The following is a 21,663-nucleotide window of genomic DNA, read 5'->3' as shown; positions in this document are numbered from 1 at the left end:
CTCCTGCGTCGGCGGTGTCGTTCGATAGCTGCTTGGTCGATGCTACGCGGGGGTTTGCGTAACCAGTTCGGCGATCGCGGCGGCGATGTCGTCTGGGGAGAGCTGCAGGGTGGCTCGGCCGACGTTGAGCTCGACCTTCACGACGTTCGGGTCGATCGTGCTCTGTGCGCCGCGGAAGGTCTGCAGTCCGTCGCGCTCCAGGATGCGAGCGGCGTTCGCGGTGAACGTCGGCTCGTCCACCTGCAGCAGCAGGTGCATCATCGAGGTGTGCGGCGGATCGGGGACGACCGTGACGCCGGCTACCGGGCGCAGTGCGTCGGCGATGGCGCGGGCGTGCGTCAGCCGGGCAGGCATCTCCGGCAACCGTTCCGGCAGCAGCGCGAGGGCAGACGCGGCGAGCGGCCACAGCCCGTACAGGGTGCCGCCCAGCCGCCGGCGCCATTCGCGCAGTTCGTCCGCGATGTCCGACTCGCCTGCGACGCAGCATCCGGACAGCGCGCCGATGCCCTTGTAGAACGACACGTAGACGGTGTCGAAGAGCGCCGCGATGACCGCTGGGGAGCGGTCGTACGACGCCGACGCCTCCCAGAGGCGAGCGCCGTCCAGGTGCAGATACACGTCGTGCTCGCGCGCCCACTGCACGTGCGAGGTCAGCTCATCCCAGGTCGGCAGCTGGCCACCGATTTCCCGCTGCGGGAGTTCCAGCAGCAGGACGGCGAGTTGCTCGGGGACGGCTTCCAGGTCGGACAGCTGCAGCAGGCGGGCCGGATCGCCGACCGTGCGCGTCGTGAGGCGGTGCAGACGAGTAATTGTGTCCAGTTCGTGCACCTGCGGATGCGCGGTCGGATGCCACGCGACGGTGGACGACTCGTGCCGGGCGGCGTGCACGGTGAGTGCTGCGCCCTGGCCCATGATGCCGCTGGGAAAGAAGACCGCCGCAGGCTTGCCGAGCAACTCGGCGGTGTACCGCTCGAGCCCCTCCACCGCGCCGCCGTTGCCGTACAGGTCGGTCTGCGTGTCCGCCGGGATGGTGGCCAGCAGGTCCGTGGCGGATTTGGGGCTGTCACCGTTGAGGTACCGGGTGGGGGGTGCGTCGGTCGCCGGGGGTTCGTGGGGAGTGGTCGTCACTCGCCCATCGAACACCCCGCCGGAAACAGAGACCGCTGTCGGGTCAGCGCGAGCGGCGGCTGAAGTTCGCCGCCGAGTGGTTGCCGCCCGACGCCGCACCCGCGCCGCGCGAGCCTGAACCCGCAGTGCGGGAGCCAGAGCCTCCGCCGGAGCGGCGAGGACCCGAACCCGACGTCGTACCGCCGGAACCGGAACCGGACCCGTTGCGACGAGGACCGCCGCCCGAGCCACTCGCGGGTCGTCCCGCACCGGAGCCGGCACCGCGACCGCGTCCGCGACCGCCCGCCTGGCCGGTAGCGGGCTTCTTCGGCTGACGCTGCTGCTGCGGGGCGGACGGCGGGACGTACCCCTCGACCAGGACGCGCTCGCCCGGGGCGAGTTCGCGCAGCACCGGGTGCTCGGTGTTGGTGACCTGCGTGGTCGTCGGGTGGATGCCCGCGGCCCGGGTGAGGCTGCGGACGTCGCCGCGCTGATCGGGGGTCATCAAGGTGATGACGGAGCCCGCGGCGCCGGCCCGCGCGGTACGACCCGAACGGTGCAGGTACGCCTTGTGCTCCGACGGCGGGTCGGCGTGGATGACCAACGCGACGTCGTCGACGTGGATGCCGCGCGCCGCGACGTCCGTGGCGACGAGGGTGTGCACAGCACCGGAGCTGAAGGCCTCCATGTTGCGGGTGCGCGCGTTCTGGCCGAGGTTGCCGTGCAGGTCGACCGCCGGAACGCCACGGCTGTTCAGCTGTCGCGCAAGGGCTTTCGCGCCGTGCTTGGTGCGGGTGAAGACGATGGTCCGGCCCGGTGCCGACGTCAGGTCGACCAGCACCGGCACCCGCAGGTCCTTCTCGAGCCCGAGGACGTGATGGGACATCGCGGCGACGGGGGATTGGGCCGAATCGGCCTCGTGCGTCACCGGCTTGCGCAGGAACTCACGGACCAAGACGTCGATCGCCTTGTCCAGGGTGGCCGAGAAGAGCAGCCGCTGGCCGTCCTTCGGCGTCTGGCGCAGCAGCCGGCGTACGCCGGGCAGGAAGCCCAGGTCGGCCATGTGGTCGGCCTCGTCGAGGATGGTGACCTGCACGTCGTCCAGGCGGCAGAACCCCTGAGAAATAAGGTCTTCCAGGCGACCCGGGCAGGCGATCAGGATGTCGACACCGGCCTGCAGGCCGCGTACCTGCGGGTTCTGGCCGACCCCGCCGAAGACGGTCAGGGTGTTCAGGCCCATCGTGTGGGCCAGCGGCTTGATCACGGCGTCGATCTGGGTGACCAGTTCGCGCGTCGGGGCCAGGATCAGCGCGTGCGGTTTGCGAGCCACGCGGGGGCGCTTGGACTCGGCGAGGCGCGCCACCAGGGGGAGGGAGAAGGCCAGCGTCTTGCCGGAGCCCGTGCGGCCGCGGCCGAGCACGTCGCGACCTGCGAGCGAGTCGCGCAGGGTCGCGGCCTGGATGGGAGTGGGCTCGGCGATGCCTTGGCCGGTCAGTACGTCGACCAGGAGAGCGGGCACGCCGAAGTCAGTGAAAGTTGAAGTCATCAAATCGCGATCTAGAAGAAGTCTCCCCGGACCGGCCGGTTCTCCAGGCTGGAGGGCCGCGCATGGAGCAAACTCGACATGCGGATCAATTCGTGGGTGAGACAGACGCCGAACTGATGCACCTCACGATACCGGCGCGAAGGCTGTGAGCCGAATCGGCGCGTGCATGCGGAGTGTCTGGACCCCCAGTGGCAGACATCTGCGTCGAGCGGCATATCTGCAGGAGGTGCACTGGAGGCATAGGTATGCCACTCGGGAGGAGGGTGCTGCAAGACTCGGTCGTATGGCGGGGGAGCGGGACGCGGTCGTCGTGGGAGCGGGCCCCAACGGGCTCGCCGCGGCGGTCACCTTGGCGCGCGCCGGGCTGCGGGTCGACCTCCTTGAGCAGGCCGACCGGATCGGCGGGGGAGCGGGCACGCGCGCACTGACGCTCCCGGGCTTCCATCACGACGTCGCGTCCGCGGTGCACCCGATGGCCCTGGCGTCGCCGTTCTTCCGGCAGTTCCAGATCGAACGCCGCATCGACCTGCGCGTGCCGGAGATCTCCTTCGGCCACCCGCTTCCGCACGGGCGCAGCGGCATCGCCTACCGCGATCTGGACCGCACGGCAGAGGCGCTGGGGCCTGACGGTGCGGCATACCGGCGGCTCTTCGCCCCCCTGGTCCGACGGGTGGAGCAGCTGACGCGGTTCACCGGGGAGTCCCTGCTGCAGCTCCCGACCGAACCTGCGGTGACACTCGAATACGGCCTACGAGCGCTCGAACAGGGCTCTCCTGCATGGCGACTGCGTTTCCATGAGGAGGTCGCCCCCGCGCTCCTCACCGGCGCGGCCGCGCACACCATCGGATCCCACCCACGGCTCGCGATGGCCGGCGCCGGGCTGGCGCTCGGCACCCACGCGCATGCCGCCGGGTGGCCGGTGCCGATCGGCGGCAGCCAGGCGATCGCCGACGCGCTCGCCGCGGACTTCGAGGCCCACGGCGGACGCATCGTCACCGGCACGCGGGTGCGCGACCTGAGTGCGCTGGCCGACTACGACACGGTCGTACTCGACGTGTCGACCAGGCTGCTGGCGAGCATCGGGCGAGACCGCCTGCCGGCCAGATACCTGGGCGCGCTGCGCCGCTTCCGGCACGGCAACGGCGTGGCCAAGATGGATCTCGCCCTGGACGGGCCGGTGCCGTGGACCGACGCGGAGCTGCGGCGTACACCGACGATCCACCTCGGGGGCACCCGCCAGCAGATCGCCGCGAGCGAACGGGACGTCGCGAAGGGGCGACTGCCGGACCGGCCCTATGTGCTGCTCGTGCAGCCGAGCGTCATCGATCCCACCCGCGCGCCGGAGGGCAAGGCCACGCTGTGGGCCTACACACATGTGCCCTACGACTGCCCGGTCGACCGCACCGAGGCGATGCTCGACATGGTGCAGGAGCACGCGCCCGGCATCCGCGATCTGATCCTGGCCCGATCCGCAACGCCAGCAAGCAGATTCGCCGACGTGAGCCCCAACTTCGCCGGCGGCGACTTCGCGACGGGCGCTGTCACGATGGCCCAGTTGATCAAGCGGCCCGTGGTGTCCCGCACGCCGTGGCGCACCCCGATCGACGGGCTCTACCTCGGCTCCTCGGCGACGTCACCCGGCCCGTCGGTGCACGGCCTGAGCGGCTGGTACGCCGCCCGCACGGCTCTGCGTGACCGCTACGGCCTGGGCGCACCCGAGCTGGGCATCGAATGAGGAACGCAGCACCGGCCCAATACCTGCTCGCACACCCGCGCTCCCCCTACGGCACACGGTGGGTGCTCCCCCTGGCTCGGGCCGGTGCGGCCTTCCCGGGCTCCATCTTGGAGTGCCATCACGCCCCGACCCATAGGACTGAGGCCTAGGTTTACGCCTCGGATAGTCCTAGGACCGTGGATGAGGCGACATATCGCAGCTCCGAACGCTGGCTCACGCCCACCTTCTGGAAGACGTGGGACAGATGCGTCTTGACGGTCTTCTCGCTGATGACGAGTCGGGACGCGATCTCCGAGTTGGACAGGCCCTCCTGCACGACCAGCCGCGCCACGGCCGCCTCGCGGTCGGTGAGGGGCGCGTGCGGTCCCGCGGCTGCACCCGGCTCCGTTGCCAACAGTGCCAATTCGGTATCGAAGCGTCCACACAGCAAGCTGATCGAGCGCAACTGAGCAGCTACGGATTCCACGTCCGCGGCCGATGAGCTGCCCTCCAGGGACGAGGTCGACTGATCGACCTTCGCCTGCAGCCGCCTCAGTCGATCGGAGATGGCATGCACCAGATCGGCGCTGCGGTCCAGTGCGGTCTCGGACCCCGTGGTGACCAGATCCAGATCGGTGATGTCCTCGGCGTCCCGACTGATGGCCCGGCGCAATTGCCGCGCCAGCCATTCCACGACAGCCACGCTCTCCTGCGAGAAGTGGCGGGAGGTGTAGCTGAGGGCGGCCAACATGCCGGATACCGAGCCGTCCGGCTCCAGCAACGGCGCCACGATCGCATCCTGGACGGTCCTGGGGTCGCCGTCCTCGCCGAACGACTTGCCGGAGTGCACGAGACGGCCCCTGTCCTGCGCGAACGTGTAGGTCTTGCCCCAGGTGCGCAGCCAGTGCGACAGGCCGAACTCCCCGAACGACATGACGTCGGGCGCCCCGGGCTTGCCGCGGTCGTAGAGGTAGGGGATCACCAGTCGGTTGCTGCCGCGATAGTGGCCGACGTAGCACGCGTCGACGTCGGCCACGTGGATCAGAGCGCCGCGGGCCGCCTCGTACAGGCCGTGCACGTCCCCCTGCTCGGTCTGTCGCATGAGCTGACCTGCACGCCGCAACGCCTGCGCCGTCGCCGGCGAGAAATCCACCTGTGTCCCCGTGCTCATGGCACCGATACTGACATCGAGCACCGGGTCAGGTGCCCCGCTTCCCCTGGAACGTTCGCGCGTCGCCGTGAATCGCGACGGCTCGCAGAGGGGACCCAGGACGATGCGCGACAATCGACCTCGTGGTCACCGCATCGCTCCCCGCCTACTCCGCCAAGCTCGACGAGGGCTCGGGTCATGCCATCGGCATCGGACTGGGCTTCTTCGGCCTCGCTGCGATCTTCGTGATCCTCTTCCTGCTGATCGCGTGGGTCGGGCGGATGCGCGATCGGCGGCGCGGCGGTCCGCGCCCTGGGCCGACGCTGCCGGTGCTGGGCACGCCGGGCGACGAGCACGACCCGAAGAACCGTCACCCCGGCGCGTCCCGCTAGGACCAGCCGGCTCGACGCGTCCCGCTAGGACGCGCTGCCGGCCCGCGCGAGGACGGCGTCGGCGACGACCTGCGGCTGCAGCTCAGGCACCCAGTGGTTCTCGTCCACCTCGACGAATCGGTAGTCGGCAGAGACGTAGTCGGCCGTCTTCTCCGCCGCGGCCCTCCCGAGCGCCGCATCACGGGCACCCCAGACGAACGTCGTCGGCACGGTGATCCGCCGGTCGGGTCGCGGCGCGCTCGAGGGCGCCTTCTTCTTCCCCGGCAGCATGCTCTGGCGCATCGCCTTGCTGGCCGGCATCGCGCGATACCAGCCGAGCGGGCCGGTGAGGCTCCGCGGCGTCGGGAAGCGGGCGACGTACGCCGCGGCGCGTTCCTTGGGCATCCCGAGCGCGCGGTAGATGCCGAAGAGCCGCTTGTGGGTGAGACGTTCGGCGAGCCACGGCACCTGGAAACCGAGCATGTACGCGCTCTTTCGCGCCTGGTCGCCGTGCCGGAACGCCCACGCCATCGCTTTCGGGTGCGGGGTCGAGCAGACAGTCAGGGACTCCAGCCGGTCGGGATGCCGCCCGGCCATCGCCCACGCGACCGCCCCGCCCCAGTCGTGGCCCACCAGGTGCACGCGCTGGGCGCCGCTCGCGTCGATCAGGGCGAGCGTGTCGCCGAGCAGCTTCTCCAGCGTGTACGACGAGCGGCCGTCCGGGGTCGCACGCGGGGAGTAGCCGCGCTGGTCCGGCGCCAGGGTGCGCAGGCCGGCGTCGTTCAGTAGCGGGGTCACCTCGTCCCAGGCGGTGCGGTCCTGCGGGAAGCCGTGCAGCAGCACGACCACCGGGCCGTCGGCCGGGCCGCGGTCGGTGACGTCGAAGGTCAACCCGTCATGGGTGAAGGTGTCCATGCCCCCACCCAACCGCCTCGACGGCGTCGGGGGAAAGTCGCGCTGCGAGAATCGCTCCCGTGACCGACCCGATGCTGCGCTACCCGATCGGCGGACGTCGCGCGTACGCCGTGTGGGCGGGCGGTCTCGCCATCTACGTGCTGGCCGTCTTCAACCGCAGCTCCCTCGGGGTCGCCGGGCTGATCGCCGCGCACCGCTTCCACATCAGCTCCGCGCAGCTGGCGACCTTCGTGATGGTGCAGCTCGGGGTGTACGCCGCCATGCAGGTGCCGGTCGGCGCGCTGCTGGACCGGGTCGGCTCCAAGGTGCTGCTGTCGATCGGCGTGGTGCTGATGAGCCTGGCGCAGCTGGCGTTCGCCTTCGCGCACTCCTTCGCGGTCGGGATCATCGCGCGGGTCTTCGTCGGCATGGGCGACGCCATGACCTTCGTGTCCGTGCTGCGGCTGGTCGCGCTCTGGATACCGCCGGCGCGAACACCCCTGGTAACGCAGATGACCGGCGTCATCGGTCAGCTCGGAGCGCTCGCGGCGGCGGCGCCGCTGGTGGCCGTCCTGCGCGGGTACGGCTGGGAGACGAGCTTCCTCATCGCCTCGGCCACCGGCCTCGTCCTCGGGGTGGTGATGGTCCTGGTGGTGAAGGACACGCCGTACGCCGCCGCGGAGCGCACCGAGCTGAAGCTGCGTGCGGTGGCGCGGGCCGTGCGTCTGTCGTGGCGTGAGCCGGGCACCCGTCTCGGCCTGTGGTGCCACTTCACGCTGCCGTTCTCCAGCAACCTCTTCACGATGATCTGGGGATTCCCGTTCCTCACCCGCGGCGAAGGCCTCAGCTCCGGCGCGGCGAGCCTTCTGCTGTCGCTGATGGTGATCGTGTCGCTGATCACCAGTCCGCTGCTCGGGATCTACCTCGGCCGGTTCCCCTACTCGCGCTCCACGCTGGTGCTGGGAGCGCTCGGCGCCATCGTCGCGGTGTGGACCGCGGTGCTGCTGTGGCACGGGCGAGCGCCGCTGTGGCTGCTGATCGTGCTCGTCGCGGTGACCGCCGTCGGGTCGCCCGGCTCGATGATCGGCTTCGACCTCGCGCGCAGCTTCAACCCACTGGAGCGGATCGGCAGCGCCACCGGCATCGTCAACGTCGGCGGGTTCGCAGCCTCACTGGCCGCGGTGTTCGCCGTCGGGCTGGTGTTGGACCGGATCTGCCCGGGCGGACCGTCGGCGTACACGACCGCCGGTTTCCAAGGTGCGCTGTCGGTGCAGTACGCCGGGTGGGCGTTCGGGATCGCGATGATCGTGCGCTACCGCCGCAAGACCCGCGCGATCGTGCACGGCGACGTGGACCAGTGGGCGCATCTCTTGCCCGCTCGCCACCGCTAGACCCCGACCTCCGAACAATGGGGTACGCGCGCCCCCGATCGAGCGCGCACGTACCCCCGATGTCGTGGCGGGTCAGCTCTCGGGCTGGGCCGCCTGCGAGCCGTCGCCCGCGCGGTCGATGCCGTGCGCGGTCTCGCCCGCCGCGTGGCCCGGCATCGCCCAGCGCGCGGTCGTCACGCCCTCGGCCTTCGCCTTGTCGAGCGCACCCTGGACGACCTTGTCGGCCTCCTCGACGCCGATCCAGTGCGCACCCTCCTCGACGCTCTTGCCGGGCTCGAGCGCCTTGTAGGTCTCGAAGAAGTGCTGCACCTCCTTCAGCAGGAAGTCGCTGACGTCGCCCAGGTCCTTGACGCCGTCCTGGCGCGGGTCGCCCGCGGGCACGCAGAGGATCTTGTCGTCGCCGCCGGCCTCGTCGACCATCCGGAAGACGCCGATCGCTCGGGCGCGCACCACACACCCCGGGAACGTCGGCTGGTCTAGCAGCACGAGCGCGTCGAGCGGGTCGCCGTCCTCGCCGAGGGTGTCCTCGATGTAGCCGTAGTCCGAGGGGTAACTCATCGCCGTGAACAGCAACCGGTCCAGCCGGATGCGCCCCGTCTCGTGGTCGACCTCGTACTTGTTACGGGTGCCACGGGGGATCTCGATGGTGACGTCGAACTCCATGCGACTTCCTCGAATCTTCGGGTGTGATGATGTCTGCGGCAGGCAGTCTCCCGCACCCGCGGGCCGATCGCGAAACGCCTGCGTGACGAGGGGGTGAGGATGCGCCGCTCCGGCAAGGTCGGGCTCGCCGCAGGGGGAGTCGTAGCCGCGTTGGCGGCGTACGCCACCCTCGACGTGTACGACGTGGTGCCCGGCGTCCTCACCCGTGCCGCGGCCACCCGACCGGCCGTGCCCGTGCCCGGGCACTCGACCGTCGGTCCGTCGGTCGCCCCGCCGCGCGCGCCGACCGCACCCGACGTCGCCGGCTTCGATACCGGACCCGAGCCCGGCGCCGCTTCCTTGAAGGCACGGATCCAGGCCGCACAGAAGGCCGTCGGCCTCACGTCCAAGGTCACCATGACCGTGCGCGACGCGACGACCGGCACCGACCTCTACGACCAGGGCGCGGGCACCTCGATGACGCCCGCCTCGACGACCAAGCTGCTGACCGCCTGGGCGATCTCGCACACCCTCCCTCTCGAGGGGACGTTCACCACGAAGGTCGTCTCGGCCGCTCGCGGATCCATGGTGCTGGTGGCCGGCGGCGACACCTGCCTCAACCCGAAGGCGGGCAACCCGAACGCCGTGTGCGGTCGCGCCGGGGTCGGGGATCTCGCGACCCAGATCGCCGCCGGGCTGAAGAAGCAGGGACTGAACTCCGTGCGTCTCGCGTACGACGCGTCGTACGCCCCGGGGCCGGCGACCGCACCCGGGTGGGGACAGGACCTGCTCGACATGGGTTTCACCACCCGGATCGCGATGCTCGGGCTGTCGACGCAGCACGCGGAGAGCGGGCCCGCCGTCGCGAACCCCGACGCCAGCACGACCGCCGCGCTCGCAACAGCCCTGCGGGCCAAGGGAATCGAGGCGACCGTCGGTACGCCGGCGACGGCTCCGGTCGGCGCGGCCACCGTGGCCTCGGTGCGGTCGGCGCCGCTGCTCGACCAGCTCGGTTACGCCCTGCAGGAGAGCGACAACGCGATGATCGAGTCGCTCGCCCGCCAGGCGGCGTACCGCTCGGGCACCCGGGCGGACTCCGAGGCGGCGCTGACCCGGTGGCTGCTGGCGCGCCTGGCCGCCGGCGGATTCGATCTGACCGGAGTGAAGCTCGCCGACGTCTGCGGCCTCTCCGACGGCACCACCCTGACGGCCCGCCTGCTCGGCGATCTGCTCGTCGGGGCGACCTCGGGCAAGGACCCGCAGTTCGCCCCGGTGCTCACGCGGCTGGCCGTCGGCGGCTGGAGCGGCACCCTGGGCAACCGGTACGGCACTCCCGCCACGCGGGACGGCGCCGGATGGGTGCGCGCCAAGACCGGCAGCCTGCCGTCGGTGAACTCGCTCGCCGGCACCGTGCTCGACGTGCAGGGACGGCTGCTGGTCTTCGCGATCATCAGCAACGGTCCGCAGCCTCAGGGACCCACGGGGGCCAGGGCGGCCATCGACACGGTGGTCACCGCCATCCACGAATGCGGCTGCCCGTAGGCCCGACTGCGGCGCATGTCGAGTGGTCCAGAGACGGGTGTGGACAACTCCTGGAGCATGAACCTCGACAAGGGGGATGTGGATAGAAAGTCCTTGAATCGTCATTATCCGCAACGATATCCGCCACAACAACCCTTGTGCAGTGTATCGAACAGGCGTATGATTCAGGATAGATGGCAAGGGGTGCCATCACCAGCGCAGGAGGGGCCATGGCGCAGTCGACGACCGACGTACATAGTCCCCCAGCGCCTGGCACGGGCGCCCGGTTGATGGCCCTGCTCGGTGAGTTCGCCACCGCGTTGGAGGAGTGGCCGGTTGCCCTGTGGCAGCTGGACGAAGCGGCGCTGGGTGAGGTGGTCGGGTCGATGCTGCGGATGGGCAGCCGGATGGAGAACGTCGCTGCGTTGGCGACCGCGGATGCGCTGGGTCGCGGGACGGTCGCGAACTTCACCGCGACAGGGGCACCGGCGTGGGTGGACAGGCAGGCGGCCGGCGTGGAACCGGCCGTGGCCCGTAGGGTCGGGAGGGTGGGGGTGGACTGCGCCGATCCCCGCAACCACGTCGTAGTTGACGCGTTGGCAACCGGGGCGGCGAGTGTGTCGGTCGCCGACGTGGCACTGCGGGAAGTGCCCCGGATCCTGCCCCAGTTGCCGACCGCCGACCGTGATGACCTGCTCGGCCGCTACCTGAGCCTGTCGGATCACGGGTGTCGGACGCTGCGGCAGCTCAGCAACCGGATCCTGGGTGAGTACGCCCCCGAACGGCTGGTACGGGACGAGGAACGTCAGCAGGACTGCGAGTCGGTCTTCTGGGCCGACCTACCGTCCGGGCTGACCCGGTTCGTGGCCGAACTGTCCGGCGCACACGCCGCGGTGGTCAAACACGCCCTGCGCGCGCTGTCCGCGCCCGCACCGCAGCCTTGTGCCACCGGCACGGGCGACCCTGACGGCGTGCCGAATACCGGGACGCTGCTGGAAACCGCGACCAGTGCGCCCGAGCGCGACACCCGGACCCCGGCCAAGCGGCGCGCGGATGCCTTGGTGCGCCTGATCGACACCGCGGCCGGCGTGTTGGACGGCACCAGCCCGCGGCCCGTCGGGGAGTTCGGCGGGACCGCCAAGATCCTGGTCACCCTGGATTACAACACCCTCTACGAGGGACTCCGAGACGCGGGTCGACTGGCCCAACACGGTTCAGACAGCGGCAGATTCACACCGACGCACGTGCCGGGGATCGGACGCACCACCGACGGTGAGCATCTCGACGCCGGCACCCTTCGGCGGATGGCGTGCGACGCCGACCTGATCCCCGCAGTCCTGGGTGGGGAGTCGGAACCGTTGGACGTCGGACGTGCCAAACGCCTCTTCACCGGCGGCCTGCGGACCGCGATCATCCACCGCGACCAGCACTGCACCTTCCCCGGTTGCGACCGACCACCCGACTGGTGCGATGCCCATCATGTGAGGCCCTGGTGGGCCGGCGGACAGACAACACTGACCAACGCAGCCTTGTTGTGCGCCCGGCACCACACCATCGTGCACCGCGACCTGCTGACCGCCACCGTCACGAAGACCGGCGTCACCTGGGACCTCACCCCAGGGCTCATGCCCACCCGACCCGGCCAACGACCCGCCGCATGACGCGACGGCGTTCACATCCGTCGACGGACGTGAACACCGTCAGCGTGCAGTGCGACCGTTCAGCCGATCAGTAGTGCGTGACCTTGTCCCAGAAGCCGCACTGGTGCAGGGATGCGATCGACGCGGCCGGGCTCACCGAGCTGGACCCGGCGGGCCGCAGCTCCATCACCGGCTTCGAGTACGTCCGGTAGAGCGGCCACGCCGGGGTGTAGTCGGCCATCGGGTTGCCGGTGTGGGCGAAGTAGGTCCACTCCAGCAGCAGCTGGGTCTGCAGGGCCTTCTGGTTGGGATCCAGCTTGGAGGTGTCGAAGTGCACCAGTCCGTTGGTCTCGCTGTGCTGGGCGCCGAGGATCTCGGTCAGTCCCTCGCCTGCCGGGTTGTCGGCGTCGTCGTCGATGTCGGCGTACGTCGGGATGTAGCGCGACACCTGTGCGTCCGACTGCAGCATCGGGCACACCGACGCCGAGTCGGCCATGATCGTGCGGTAGGCCACGAACGGCGAGGTGTAGCGGATCAGCGGGTAGAGCCGCTCCACCGTCGCAGCGAGCCCGCCGAACTGCTCACGGACAAGCAGCCGGTACTGGGCCGGCGTCTCGGCCACGACCGGGTGCAGTCCGGGGGTGTTGGTGTAGACGCCGCCGTTGAACTCGTCGCGCCCGATGTCGGTGATGAGATCGACCTTGTTGACGTGACCGGTGGCGAACGCCTTGGCCGGGGACATGGTCAGCGTGGTGCCGTTGACGATCGGGCCGATCGTGCCGCCGGCGGTGGGCTCGACGAACTGCCCGCCCGCGGAGACCAGCTTGTCGACCGGAACCTTGCGCAGGCACGCGGCGACGTCCGCCACATCGCCGCAGCCGACCTTCTTCGCGTACTGCGCGCCGGTCCTCTGGGCCTGCGCCTCGGTGTAATACGTCGACTTGCAGTCGGCCTTCGACCACACGATGTTGTTCTGGTAGTTGTAGTAGCCGCTGACGCTGATCGCGTGCTGGAAGAGGCCCTTCGCGATCGGTGAGGCGACCTGATCGCAGGTGCTGGCACCGCCGGCCGACTCCCCGAACACGGTGACGTTGCCCGGGTCGCCGCCGAAGCGGGAGATGTTCTGCTTCACCCAGCGCAGCCCCGCCTGCTGATCCTGGATCCCGTAGTCGCCGGAGTGCGCGCCCAGCGCCTTGTCGGCGAGGAACCCCAGGATGCCGAGTCGGTAGTTCACGAAGACGTAGACGACCTTGCCGGTGCGCACCAGGTTGGAGCCGTCGTCCGTGCGGGCCTCGCCGAGGAAACCGCCACCGTGGATCTCGTACATCACCGGCAGCCGCTCGCCCGGCTTGGCGCCAGCCGGGATCTGCACCTTGACGTTGAGGCAGTCCTCGGTGGTGTTCGTCGTGGGAGGCGACCCGGGCGGGAACCCCGGGCTCGGACACTCCTGCACGGGAGTCGTCGATCGGATGGTCGTGGTCCACGCCTTGTGCGGCACCGGAGCCTTCCAGCGCAGGTTCCCCACCGGCGCCGCGGCGTAGGGGATGCCCTCGTACGTCGTCACCCCGTCGGCCGTCGTACCGCAGACGGCCCCCTTGGTCGTGTGGACCAGGGTGCCCGAGCTGCACGCGGGCGAACTGGTCGCTGCCGTGGCCGCTGGCGTCAGCGAACCCGGAGCTGCTGCCGTGAGTGCCACGGCGGCCGCGATCGCAGCCGTACCGGCCAGGGTGGCGTGTACCGACCGTGCTGGAGTGTTCATGGGGTGACTCCTTCGAGGTCAAGGTGTCGGCTCGGGGCGGGTCGGCACCGAAAAAGGGGACGGCCCGATGGCCACCCCCGGCGAAAGATCGGTGAGCGATCTTTCAACCCGCCACTCTGCGCCGGTCGCCACGATGTGGTCAAGATCACACGCGGAGCGGAGCGGAGCGGTCGGTGGTGTGGCCGAGGAGCGGATCGCGGCGTCGCGACGGTGACGGCGCTCGGCACGGTCGACGGCGTTCGAGGACCGTCGGCCGACGCGAACACCGGCAGGGTGGCCGCGCGCCGCGCAGCCGCGGCATACGGTTGAGGGCATGGCCACTTCGGGACGCTCGTACGTCGACTGGGATCTCGCGCGCACGACCGGTCGACGGCTGGTGAGCGACGGCCCCGAGACCACCGCGAAGGATGCCGCGGCCGTCGTCGCGGATCTGCGCCAGGCCGCGGCGAACGCCTCGCAGCCGGTCGCCGACACCGCGCGGATGGACACCGGCGGGGCGGCCCAGTCCGACGTCCACGTGGTCGACCGCGGCGGGTGGATCGACGTGAACGTCGACTCGACCGCCGCGCTGCTCTCCCCGGTGCTGGAGAAGGCCACGGCCAAGAAGGCCGCCGGGCCCGTCGCGATCGCGGTCGGCGCCAAGATCACCGGCGCCCAGATCGGGGCGCTGCTCGGCTTCGTGGCACCCAAGATCCTGGGCCAGTTCGACCTCGCGCCGGGCGGCCGCCCGAGCCTGCTGCTCGTCGCGCCCAACATCGTCTCCGTCGAGCGCGAGCTGGACGTCGACCCGACCGACTTCCGCAGCTGGGTGTGCCTGCACGAGGAGACCCACCGGGTGCAGTTCACCGCGGTGCCCTGGTTGCGCGGGCACGTCATCGACAGCTCCCGCGGGTTGATGATCGATCTGATGCCCGATCCGGATGACCTGCAGGAGCGGCTGCAGCACGCATTGAAGGCGCTGCCCGACGCCGTACGAGGTGGCGGCAACGGCCTGATGGACCTGTTCACCACGGCCGAGCAGCGCGAACAGTTGGCCTCGCTCACCGCCGTGATGTCGCTGCTCGAGGGGCACGCCGACGTGGTGATGGACGACGTCGGCCCGAAGGTCGTGCCGAGCGTGGCCGAGATCCGCCGCAAGTTCGACCAGCGACGTAAGGGTGCCGGCGGCGTGGACCGGCTGCTGCGCCGTCTGCTCGGCCTGGAGGCCAAGATGCGCCAGTACCGCGACGGCGCGGTCTTCTGTCGCGCGGTCATCGACAAGGTCGGCGTCGACGGGTTCAACGCGGTGTGGTCCTCGCCGGACACCCTGCCCAGCGCGCGCGAGATCGAGGCACCCGCCGACTGGGTCGCCCGCGTGCACGGCTGAGCACGTCCCCCGCACGAGATGCCCGGCCCGCACCCCGCCGTCGCCGCGACCCGCCTCGCCGTACGACGAGCCGTCGCCGACGCACCCGCCGGGAGCCTGGTGCTGGTCGCCTGCTCCGGTGGGGCCGATTCCCTGTCGCTGGCGGCAGCGGCGGCGTTCGAGCTGCCCAAGCAGGGTCTGCGAGCCGGCGTCGTGGTGGTCGACCACGGGCTGCAGGCCGACTCGGCCCAGGTGGCGCGGAGCGCTGCCGACCACTGCCATGCGCTCGGCCTCGACCCGGTCGAGGTGATCCGCGTCGAGGTCGCGACCGCCGACGGTGACGGCCCCGAGGCGGCGGCCCGCGCGGCCCGGCACGCGGCGTTCAGGGCCGCGCTCCTGCGCCACGACGCCACCCGGCTGCTGCTCGGCCACACGCGCGACGACCAGGCCGAGACCGTGCTGCTGCGGCTGGCACGCGGGTCGGGCACCCGCGCCCTCGCCGGGATGGCGGCCGACGGGCCGGGGCCGCTCCGGCGGCCGTTCCTCCTGAGCGTGGGAAGGGCGCAGACGCGCGCTGCCTGTGCCGCCCTGGACCTGCCGTGGTGGGACGACCCGCACAATGAGGACCCCCGCTTCACCCGCGTCCGGGCCCGCCGCGCGCTGCAGCTCCTGCAGGACGACCTCGGACCGGGCCTGACCGACAACCTGGTCCGCACCGCGATCCTGGCCCGGCAGGACGCTGACCACCTCGACGCGCTCGCGGCGGTCGAAGCGCAGGGCCTCGGTGAGTCCCCCTGGCACGTAAAGGATCTGGAGTCCCTCTCGGACGCGTTGCGCACGCGCGTCTGGCGGCTGCTGATGGCCCGCGCCGGCGCGACCGCCGCGGATGTGGCCGCCGTGCACGTGGAGTCGCTCGATGAGTTGGTGACGCGGTGGCGCGGACAGGGAGCGGTCGACATACCAGGTGGCCTGCGGGTGGCTCGACGTGAGCGGCTGATCGAGGTCGCGCCCCGTCCGGTTGAATAGCGCCATGGATGCATCCGACGCCGGCACCGACCTGGACCACGTGCTCTTCACGGAGGCTCAGATCCACGACAGGCTGCAGGAGCTGGGCGACCGCATCTGGGCCGACTACAAGGACAAGGACCTGCTGCTCGTCGGGGTCCTCAAGGGCGCGGTCCTGGTGATGGCCGACCTGATGCGCACGCTGCCCGGCTCAGCGCCGATGGACTGGATGGCGGTGTCGTCGTACGGATCGGGCACCAAGTCCTCCGGCGTCGTACGGATCCTGAAGGATCTGGACACCGACATCTCCGGCAAGCACGTGCTGATCGTCGAGGACATCATCGACTCCGGCCTCACCCTCAACTGGATCCGCAGCAACCTGCTCTCGCGCGATCCGGCGTCCCTGGAGATCTGCACGCTGCTGCGCAAACCGGACGCCGCCAAGGTCGCGATCGACTGTCGCTACGTCGGATTCGACATTCCCAACGAGTTCGTCGTGGGCTACGGGCTCGACTACGACGAGCGCTACCGCAACCTGCGCGACATCGGCACCCTCGCGCCGCACGTGTACTCCTGAGGCGAAATTCCCTGCATACTCCGCGGAACGTATGACGCACAGCGTGCGTTGGACGTATCGATGCCGTGTCAAGTCTTCGGGCTGGCGCGGTTTAGGATCGTTCGGTCCTCGGTTGTCGGGCTCCTTGCCCGCCGAGCGCCCATGAGCAGGAGGTACGGGGACCACCCCGGCACATGTTGACTATGAAGCGCCTCGTCAAGAACCCCGGCATCTGGATCGTCCTGGTCGTGGTCGTCGGATTCATGATCTACACGTTCGGCAAGGTCGGCGGGTATCAGCAGATCGACACCTCCCGCGCCGAGACACTGATCTCCACCGGCAAGGTGGAATCGGCCAAGCTCACGCCCGACGCGATCAACCTCACCCTGAAGAAGGGTGACGAATTCAGCGGCGACGGCGTCAGGGACGCGTCCCGCGTGCAGTCCAACTACGTCAGCGCGCGCGGCAGCCACCTCGTCCAGCTGCTGGAGAAGACCCCGCCGAGCCAGGGCTTCACCGACGACCCCGGCAAGCAGAACGTCTTCGTCAGCCTGTTGCTGTCGATCCTGCCGTTCATCCTGGTCCTCGGACTCTTCTGGTTGATCCTCAGCCAGATGCAGGGCGGCGGATCGCGGGTCATGCAGTTCGGCAAGTCCCGCGCCAAGCTCGCGACCAAGGACATGCCCAAGGTCACCTTCCACGACGTGGCCGGTGCCGACGAGGCCGTCGAAGAGCTGGAGGAGATCAAGGACTTCCTGCAGGCTCCGAAGAAGTTCCTCGACGTCGGGGCGAAGATCCCCAAGGGCGTGCTGCTCTACGGCCCGCCCGGCACCGGTAAGACGCTGCTGGCGCGCGCCGTCGCGGGTGAGGCCGGCGTGCCGTTCTACTCGATCTCCGGTTCGGACTTCGTGGAGATGTTCGTCGGTGTGGGTGCGTCCCGTGTCCGCGACCTGTTCGAGCAGGCCAAGGCGAACTCCCCGGCGATCATCTTCGTCGACGAGATCGACGCCGTCGGCCGGCACCGCGGTGCGGGTCTCGGCGGTGGCCACGACGAGCGTGAGCAGACCCTCAACCAGCTGCTGGTCGAGATGGACGGCTTCGACGTCAAGACCAACGTCATCCTGATCGCCGCGACCAACCGCCCGGACATCCTCGACCCGGCGCTGCTGCGCCCGGGCCGCTTCGACCGGCAGATCGCGGTGGAGGCCCCCGACATGGCGGGCCGTCACCACATCCTGCAGGTGCACGCCAAGGGCAAGCCGATGGTCGACGACATCGACCTGCTGACCGTCGCGCGTCGTACGCCGGGCTTCTCCGGTGCCGACCTGGCCAACGTCCTCAACGAGGCGGCGCTGCTGACCGCCCGCAGCAACGCGCAGATCATCGACAACCGCGCGCTGGACGAGGCGATCGACCGCGTGATGGCAGGTCCGCAGAAGCGGACCCGGGTGATGAGCGCCAAGGAGCGCAAGATCACCGCCTACCACGAGGGTGGTCACGCCCTGGTCGCGTCGGCGCTCAACTACACCGACCCGGTCAGCAAGATCACGATCCTGCCGCGTGGTCGCGCCCTCGGTTACACGATGGTGCTGCCGGCCGACGACAAGTACTCCACCACCCGCAACGAGCTGCTCGATCAGCTGGCGTACGCGCTCGGTGGCCGGGTCGCGGAGGAGATCGTCTTCCACGACCCCAGCACCGGTGCCTCCAACGACATCGAGAAGGCGACAGGGCTGGCCCGCAAGATGGTCACCCAGTTCGGGATGAGCGAGCGGATCGGGGCGATCAAGCTCGGGTCCGGTGGCGGTGAGGTCTTCCTCGGCCGCGACATGGGCCACGAGCGCGACTACTCCGAGGACCTCGCCGGTGTGGTCGACGAGGAGGTGCGCCGTCTCATCGAGGCCGCGCACGACGAGGCCTGGCACGCGCTGAACGACAACCGCGACCTGCTGGACCAGTTGGTGCTGGAGCTGCTGGAGAAGGAGACGCTCAACGCCGAGGCGCTGGCGGAGCTCTTCTCCACGGTGCACAAGCGACCGCGCCGTCAGGTGTGGCTGTCCAGCGACGCCCGCAACGTCAGCGACCGACCCCCGGTCCTGACTCCGGCCGAGCGCGAGGCGGTCGCCCGCGGCGTCGACCTCGACAAGCAGGATCGCCAGCAGGTCGATGCCCACCCGCCGGAGGCGGTCATCGAGGTGCCGGACGGTGGGTATGTCGACCCCACCGAGGGTTGATCTTCAGCGCGCCGCCGCAGCGGTTCGTGAGCTGCTCTTCGCGGTCGGGGAGGATCCCGACCGCGAAGGGCTGCTCGACACACCGGACCGGGTGGCCCGTGCGTACGCCGAGATCTTCGCCGGCCTGGGTAAGGATCCCGCCGAGGTCCTGAGCCGCACCTTCGACGTGGCTCACGACGAGATGGTCCTGATCCGCGACATCGAGGTCTACAGCACCTGCGAGCACCACCTGCTGCCCTTCCACGGTGTCGCGCACGTCGGGTACCTCCCGCCGAAGGACGGCCGGGTGCCCGGTCTGTCGAAGATCGCCCGGCTCGTGGATCTTTACGCGCGTCGCCCGCAGGTGCAGGAGCGGCTCACCAGCCAGATCGCGGACGCACTGGTCACCCATCTGCACGCGCAGGGTGTGATCGTCGTGGTCTCCTGCGAGCATCTGTGCATGTCGATGCGCGGTGTGCGAAAACCCGGTGCCCTCACTACGACCTCCGCCGTGCGGGGGCAGCTGCGCGACGCCACGACGCGTGCCGAGGCGATCAGCCTGATGGCGCCGGATCACCGACGGTGACGGCGCTCCCAGCGCGCCCCGCGACCCGCCCCCTCGTGATGGGGGTCGTCAACGTCACCCCCGACTCCTTCTCCGACGGCGGCCGCTGGTTCGCCGCCGACGAGGCCGTGCGCCACGGCCGCGACCTGCACGCGCAGGGCGCCGATCTGGTCGACGTGGGCGGTGAGTCCACCCGGCCGGGTGCACGCCGCCCGGACGAGCGGGAGGAGCTGCGGCGAGTCGTGCCGGTCGTCCGCCAGCTCACGGCCGACGGCGTGCGCGTCTCCGTCGACACCATGCGGTCGAGGGTGGCGGCGCGGGCCGTCGAGGCCGGAGCGAGCATCGTCAACGACGTCAGCGGCGGTCTGGCCGATCCCGAGATGGCCGCGACCGTCGCGAGTCTCGGTGTCGGGATGGTGGCCATGCACTGGCGCGGTCACAGTCACGAGATGGTCGACCGGGCGGTCTACGACGACGTGGTCGCCGACGTACGCCGCGAGCTCGCCGCCCGGGTGGAGGCGCTGCTGACCGCCGGGATCGCGCGTGACGCCCTGGTCGTCGACCCCGGCCTGGGCTTCGCCAAGACGGCGGAGCAGAACTGGACGATCCTGCGCGACATCGCCGCGTTCGAACAGCTCGGCCTGCCGGTCCTCGTGGGAGCGTCGCGCAAGGGGTTCCTGGCCCGGGTGGGATCCGACGCCCCGCTGCCGCCGGACCGTCGTGAAGGGGCGACGACCGCTCTGACGGTGCTGCTGGCGCAGGCCGGTGTGTGGGGCGTGCGGGTGCACGACGTGGCGGCGGCGCGGGCGGCGCTCGCGGTGCTGGAGACGATGGGGGCGAGCGAATGAGCGACCGGATCGGGCTGACCGGGATCGTGGCCGAGGCGTGTCACGGGGTGCTGGAGCACGAGAAGCGCGCACCGCAGCGGTTCGTCGCCGACATCGTGCTCGAGTGCGATCTGCGCAGGGCGGGTGCCGACGACGAGTTGGCCTCCACCGTGAGCTACGCCGACATCGCCCAGGGCGCGTACGCCGTCCTCACCGGTGACAGCGTCGACCTGATCGAGACGCTGGCCGAGCGGATCGCGGCCGTCGCGCTCGCACCGGTCGCTGTCGAGGCGGTCGAGGTGACCATCCGCAAGCCGCAGGCACCGGCCGGCGTGCCGTTCGTGGACGAGGTGACCGGCGGCCCGTTCGTGACGGTGCGCAGGGAGCACGACCGGGAGGTCGTGATCGCGCTCGGCGCCAACATGGGCGACCGCGCGGGCACGATGGCGGACGCCGTACGCGCTCTCACGGCAGTCGACGGGCTGGAGGTCGTGGCGTGCTCACCGCTGCTCGAGACCGGCGCGGTCGGCGGCCCGGAGCAGCCGGACTACCTGAACGCGGTCGTCGTCGCGCGCAGCCGCCTCGCGCCGTGGACCCTGCTCGACGAGCTGCACAGGATCGAGCGCAACCACGGCCGGGTGCGCGAGGTGCGCTGGGGTGCCCGGACGTTGGACCTCGACCTGATCCAGGTCGGTGACTCCACGGATGACTCCGACCTGCGGTTCGAGACCGAGGAGCTGACCCTGCCGCACCCGCGCGCGCACGAGCGGGCATTCGTCCTCGTGCCGTGGTCCCGGGTCGACGGCACCGCACAACTGCGGACCGCCGCCGGCTCCGAGGACATCCGCGAGCTGATCGACGGGCTGCCGGCCGCTGCGCTCGACGGCATCCGTCCCGGGCCCGCGTGGGATCCGCTGTGAACGCCGGACAGCTGACCTGGAAGCACGCACTCGGTGTCGCCGCCGTGGTCTTCGTGGTCGCGTACGCCGCCCTCGCCGTGTGGAACGCGCACGGCCACGCGATGCCGCAGAACTCCTGGATCGCCGTGGGAGTCGTGGTCGTCATGGCGGCCATGGTGCTCTTCGCCGGCAACGAGATCCGGATCTACCTCAAGGGCGAGTCCACCCGACCTCCGTCACCGCAGCGGTCGCGTAGCACCCTGGTGGCCGCGCAGGCGTGCATCCTCGCCGGTGCCGCTTTCGCCGGCTGGTACGCCGGGACCGCCGCGGTCGATGCCGGGCGGATGCAGACCACGACGGGCCCGAGCTCGTTCCTGCTGGCCGTCGTGCTGACCGTGGTGTGCGTCGCTCTGGTGGTGAGCGGCCTGGTCGTGCAGTGGTGGTGCAAGCTGCCCGAGGACGACGAGGACAAGAAGCGGCGCACCCCGAAGGGGCCTCCCGGCGAAGTCGTCTGAACG

At 70.4% G+C, this 21,663-nt stretch carries 19 protein-coding genes; 13 read left to right on the top strand and 6 right to left on the bottom strand.

Annotated elements, in window-relative coordinates; all coding sequences use genetic code 11:
- Nucleotides 1-42: 42 nt before the first annotated feature.
- Complete coding sequence (locus LVQ62_RS01190; RefSeq protein WP_233763939.1) at nucleotides 43-1,128, bottom strand: low specificity L-threonine aldolase; 1,086 nt, start codon at nucleotides 1,126-1,128, stop codon at nucleotides 43-45.
- Nucleotides 1,129-1,171: 43 nt separating this feature from the next.
- A complete protein-coding gene (locus LVQ62_RS01185) occupies nucleotides 1,172-2,653 on the bottom strand; it encodes a DEAD/DEAH box helicase (RefSeq protein ID WP_233763937.1) in 1,482 nt (493 codons plus the stop codon).
- Nucleotides 2,654-2,936: 283 nt separating this feature from the next.
- On the opposite strand from LVQ62_RS01185, the gene LVQ62_RS01180 reads away from it, so the two are divergent.
- Nucleotides 2,937-4,388 carry an NAD(P)/FAD-dependent oxidoreductase gene (locus LVQ62_RS01180; RefSeq protein WP_233763935.1) on the top strand — a complete coding sequence of 484 codons (1,452 nt, stop codon included), beginning with the start codon at nucleotides 2,937-2,939 and terminating at the stop codon, nucleotides 4,386-4,388.
- A 151-nt stretch (nucleotides 4,389-4,539) separates the two neighbouring features.
- On the opposite strand, the gene LVQ62_RS01175 is transcribed toward LVQ62_RS01180, so the two are convergent.
- A complete protein-coding gene (locus LVQ62_RS01175) occupies nucleotides 4,540-5,538 on the bottom strand; it encodes a LuxR C-terminal-related transcriptional regulator (RefSeq protein ID WP_233763933.1) in 999 nt (332 codons plus the stop codon).
- A gap of 122 nt (nucleotides 5,539-5,660) precedes the next feature.
- Between LVQ62_RS01175 and LVQ62_RS01170 the strand changes: the two genes are divergently transcribed.
- Nucleotides 5,661-5,909 (top strand): hypothetical protein, encoded by a 249-nt coding sequence (locus LVQ62_RS01170; RefSeq protein WP_179478734.1) that lies wholly within the window; start codon nucleotides 5,661-5,663, stop codon nucleotides 5,907-5,909.
- Nucleotides 5,910-5,933: 24 nt separating this feature from the next.
- Here LVQ62_RS01170 and LVQ62_RS01165 read toward each other — a convergent pair whose 3' ends face one another.
- On the bottom strand, nucleotides 5,934-6,803 hold the full coding sequence (locus tag LVQ62_RS01165; protein WP_233763931.1) for an alpha/beta fold hydrolase: 870 nt from the start codon (nucleotides 6,801-6,803) through the stop codon (nucleotides 5,934-5,936).
- 59 nt (nucleotides 6,804-6,862) lie between these two features.
- Here LVQ62_RS01165 and LVQ62_RS01160 point away from each other — a divergent pair, with 59 nt between their 5' ends.
- Complete coding sequence (locus LVQ62_RS01160; RefSeq protein WP_233763930.1) at nucleotides 6,863-8,173, top strand: nitrate/nitrite transporter; 1,311 nt, start codon at nucleotides 6,863-6,865, stop codon at nucleotides 8,171-8,173.
- Nucleotides 8,174-8,245: 72 nt separating this feature from the next.
- On the opposite strand, the gene LVQ62_RS01155 is transcribed toward LVQ62_RS01160, so the two are convergent.
- Nucleotides 8,246-8,836 carry an inorganic diphosphatase gene (locus LVQ62_RS01155; RefSeq protein ID WP_179478736.1) on the bottom strand — a complete coding sequence of 197 codons (591 nt, stop codon included), beginning with the start codon at nucleotides 8,834-8,836 and terminating at the stop codon, nucleotides 8,246-8,248.
- 99 nt (nucleotides 8,837-8,935) lie between these two features.
- Between LVQ62_RS01155 and dacB the strand changes: the two genes are divergently transcribed.
- Complete coding sequence (gene dacB / locus LVQ62_RS01150) at nucleotides 8,936-10,357, top strand: D-alanyl-D-alanine carboxypeptidase/D-alanyl-D-alanine-endopeptidase (RefSeq protein ID WP_233763928.1); 1,422 nt, start codon at nucleotides 8,936-8,938, stop codon at nucleotides 10,355-10,357.
- A 269-nt stretch (nucleotides 10,358-10,626) separates the two neighbouring features.
- On the top strand, nucleotides 10,627-11,997 hold the full coding sequence (locus LVQ62_RS01145) for an HNH endonuclease signature motif containing protein (protein WP_233763926.1): 1,371 nt from the start codon (nucleotides 10,627-10,629) through the stop codon (nucleotides 11,995-11,997).
- A 67-nt stretch (nucleotides 11,998-12,064) separates the two neighbouring features.
- Here the strand turns inward: LVQ62_RS01145 and LVQ62_RS01140 are convergent, their stop codons facing one another.
- Nucleotides 12,065-13,735 (bottom strand): carboxylesterase/lipase family protein, encoded by a 1,671-nt coding sequence (locus LVQ62_RS01140; protein ID WP_233763924.1) that lies wholly within the window; start codon nucleotides 13,733-13,735, stop codon nucleotides 12,065-12,067.
- Between the two features lie 313 nt (nucleotides 13,736-14,048).
- Between LVQ62_RS01140 and LVQ62_RS01135 the strand changes: the two genes are divergently transcribed.
- The 8 genes from LVQ62_RS01135 (at nucleotide 14,049) to LVQ62_RS01100 (ending at nucleotide 21,660) form a co-directional block, all read left to right on the top strand.
- On the top strand, nucleotides 14,049-15,101 hold the full coding sequence (locus LVQ62_RS01135) for a zinc-dependent metalloprotease (RefSeq protein WP_233763918.1): 1,053 nt from the start codon (nucleotides 14,049-14,051) through the stop codon (nucleotides 15,099-15,101).
- 18 nt (nucleotides 15,102-15,119) lie between these two features.
- A complete protein-coding gene (tilS, locus tag LVQ62_RS01130; RefSeq protein WP_233763916.1) occupies nucleotides 15,120-16,106 on the top strand; it encodes a tRNA lysidine(34) synthetase TilS in 987 nt (328 codons plus the stop codon).
- A gap of 4 nt (nucleotides 16,107-16,110) precedes the next feature.
- Nucleotides 16,111-16,662 carry a hypoxanthine phosphoribosyltransferase gene (gene hpt / locus LVQ62_RS01125; protein WP_179478744.1) on the top strand — a complete coding sequence of 184 codons (552 nt, stop codon included), beginning with the start codon at nucleotides 16,111-16,113 and terminating at the stop codon, nucleotides 16,660-16,662.
- Between the two features lie 173 nt (nucleotides 16,663-16,835).
- Nucleotides 16,836-18,875: an ATP-dependent zinc metalloprotease FtsH gene (gene ftsH, locus LVQ62_RS01120; RefSeq protein WP_370639655.1), complete on the top strand. Its 2,040-nt coding sequence runs from the start codon at nucleotides 16,836-16,838 to the stop codon at nucleotides 18,873-18,875.
- Nucleotides 18,853-19,440 carry a GTP cyclohydrolase I FolE gene (gene folE, locus LVQ62_RS01115; protein WP_179478746.1) on the top strand — a complete coding sequence of 196 codons (588 nt, stop codon included), beginning with the start codon at nucleotides 18,853-18,855 and terminating at the stop codon, nucleotides 19,438-19,440. The genes ftsH and folE overlap by 23 nt, the downstream gene beginning before the upstream one ends.
- Nucleotides 19,437-20,267, top strand: a complete 831-nt coding sequence (folP, locus tag LVQ62_RS01110) for a dihydropteroate synthase (protein ID WP_370639654.1) — start codon at nucleotides 19,437-19,439, stop codon at nucleotides 20,265-20,267. Before folE ends, folP begins: the two co-directional genes overlap by 4 nt.
- On the top strand, nucleotides 20,264-21,166 hold the full coding sequence (gene folK, locus LVQ62_RS01105) for a 2-amino-4-hydroxy-6-hydroxymethyldihydropteridine diphosphokinase (RefSeq protein ID WP_233763912.1): 903 nt from the start codon (nucleotides 20,264-20,266) through the stop codon (nucleotides 21,164-21,166). The genes folP and folK overlap by 4 nt, the downstream gene beginning before the upstream one ends.
- Complete coding sequence (locus tag LVQ62_RS01100; RefSeq protein WP_233763910.1) at nucleotides 21,163-21,660, top strand: DUF3180 domain-containing protein; 498 nt, start codon at nucleotides 21,163-21,165, stop codon at nucleotides 21,658-21,660. The genes folK and LVQ62_RS01100 overlap by 4 nt, the downstream gene beginning before the upstream one ends.
- The last annotated feature ends 3 nt before the right edge of the window (nucleotides 21,661-21,663 follow it).

This window comes from Allobranchiibius sp. GilTou73 (genome assembly GCF_021391335.1).
Taxonomy (GTDB): domain Bacteria; phylum Actinomycetota; class Actinomycetes; order Actinomycetales; family Dermatophilaceae; genus Allobranchiibius; species Allobranchiibius huperziae.
The sequence above is the reverse complement of the archived record's forward strand: the minus strand, read 5'-3'. Positions and strand labels throughout refer to the sequence as shown.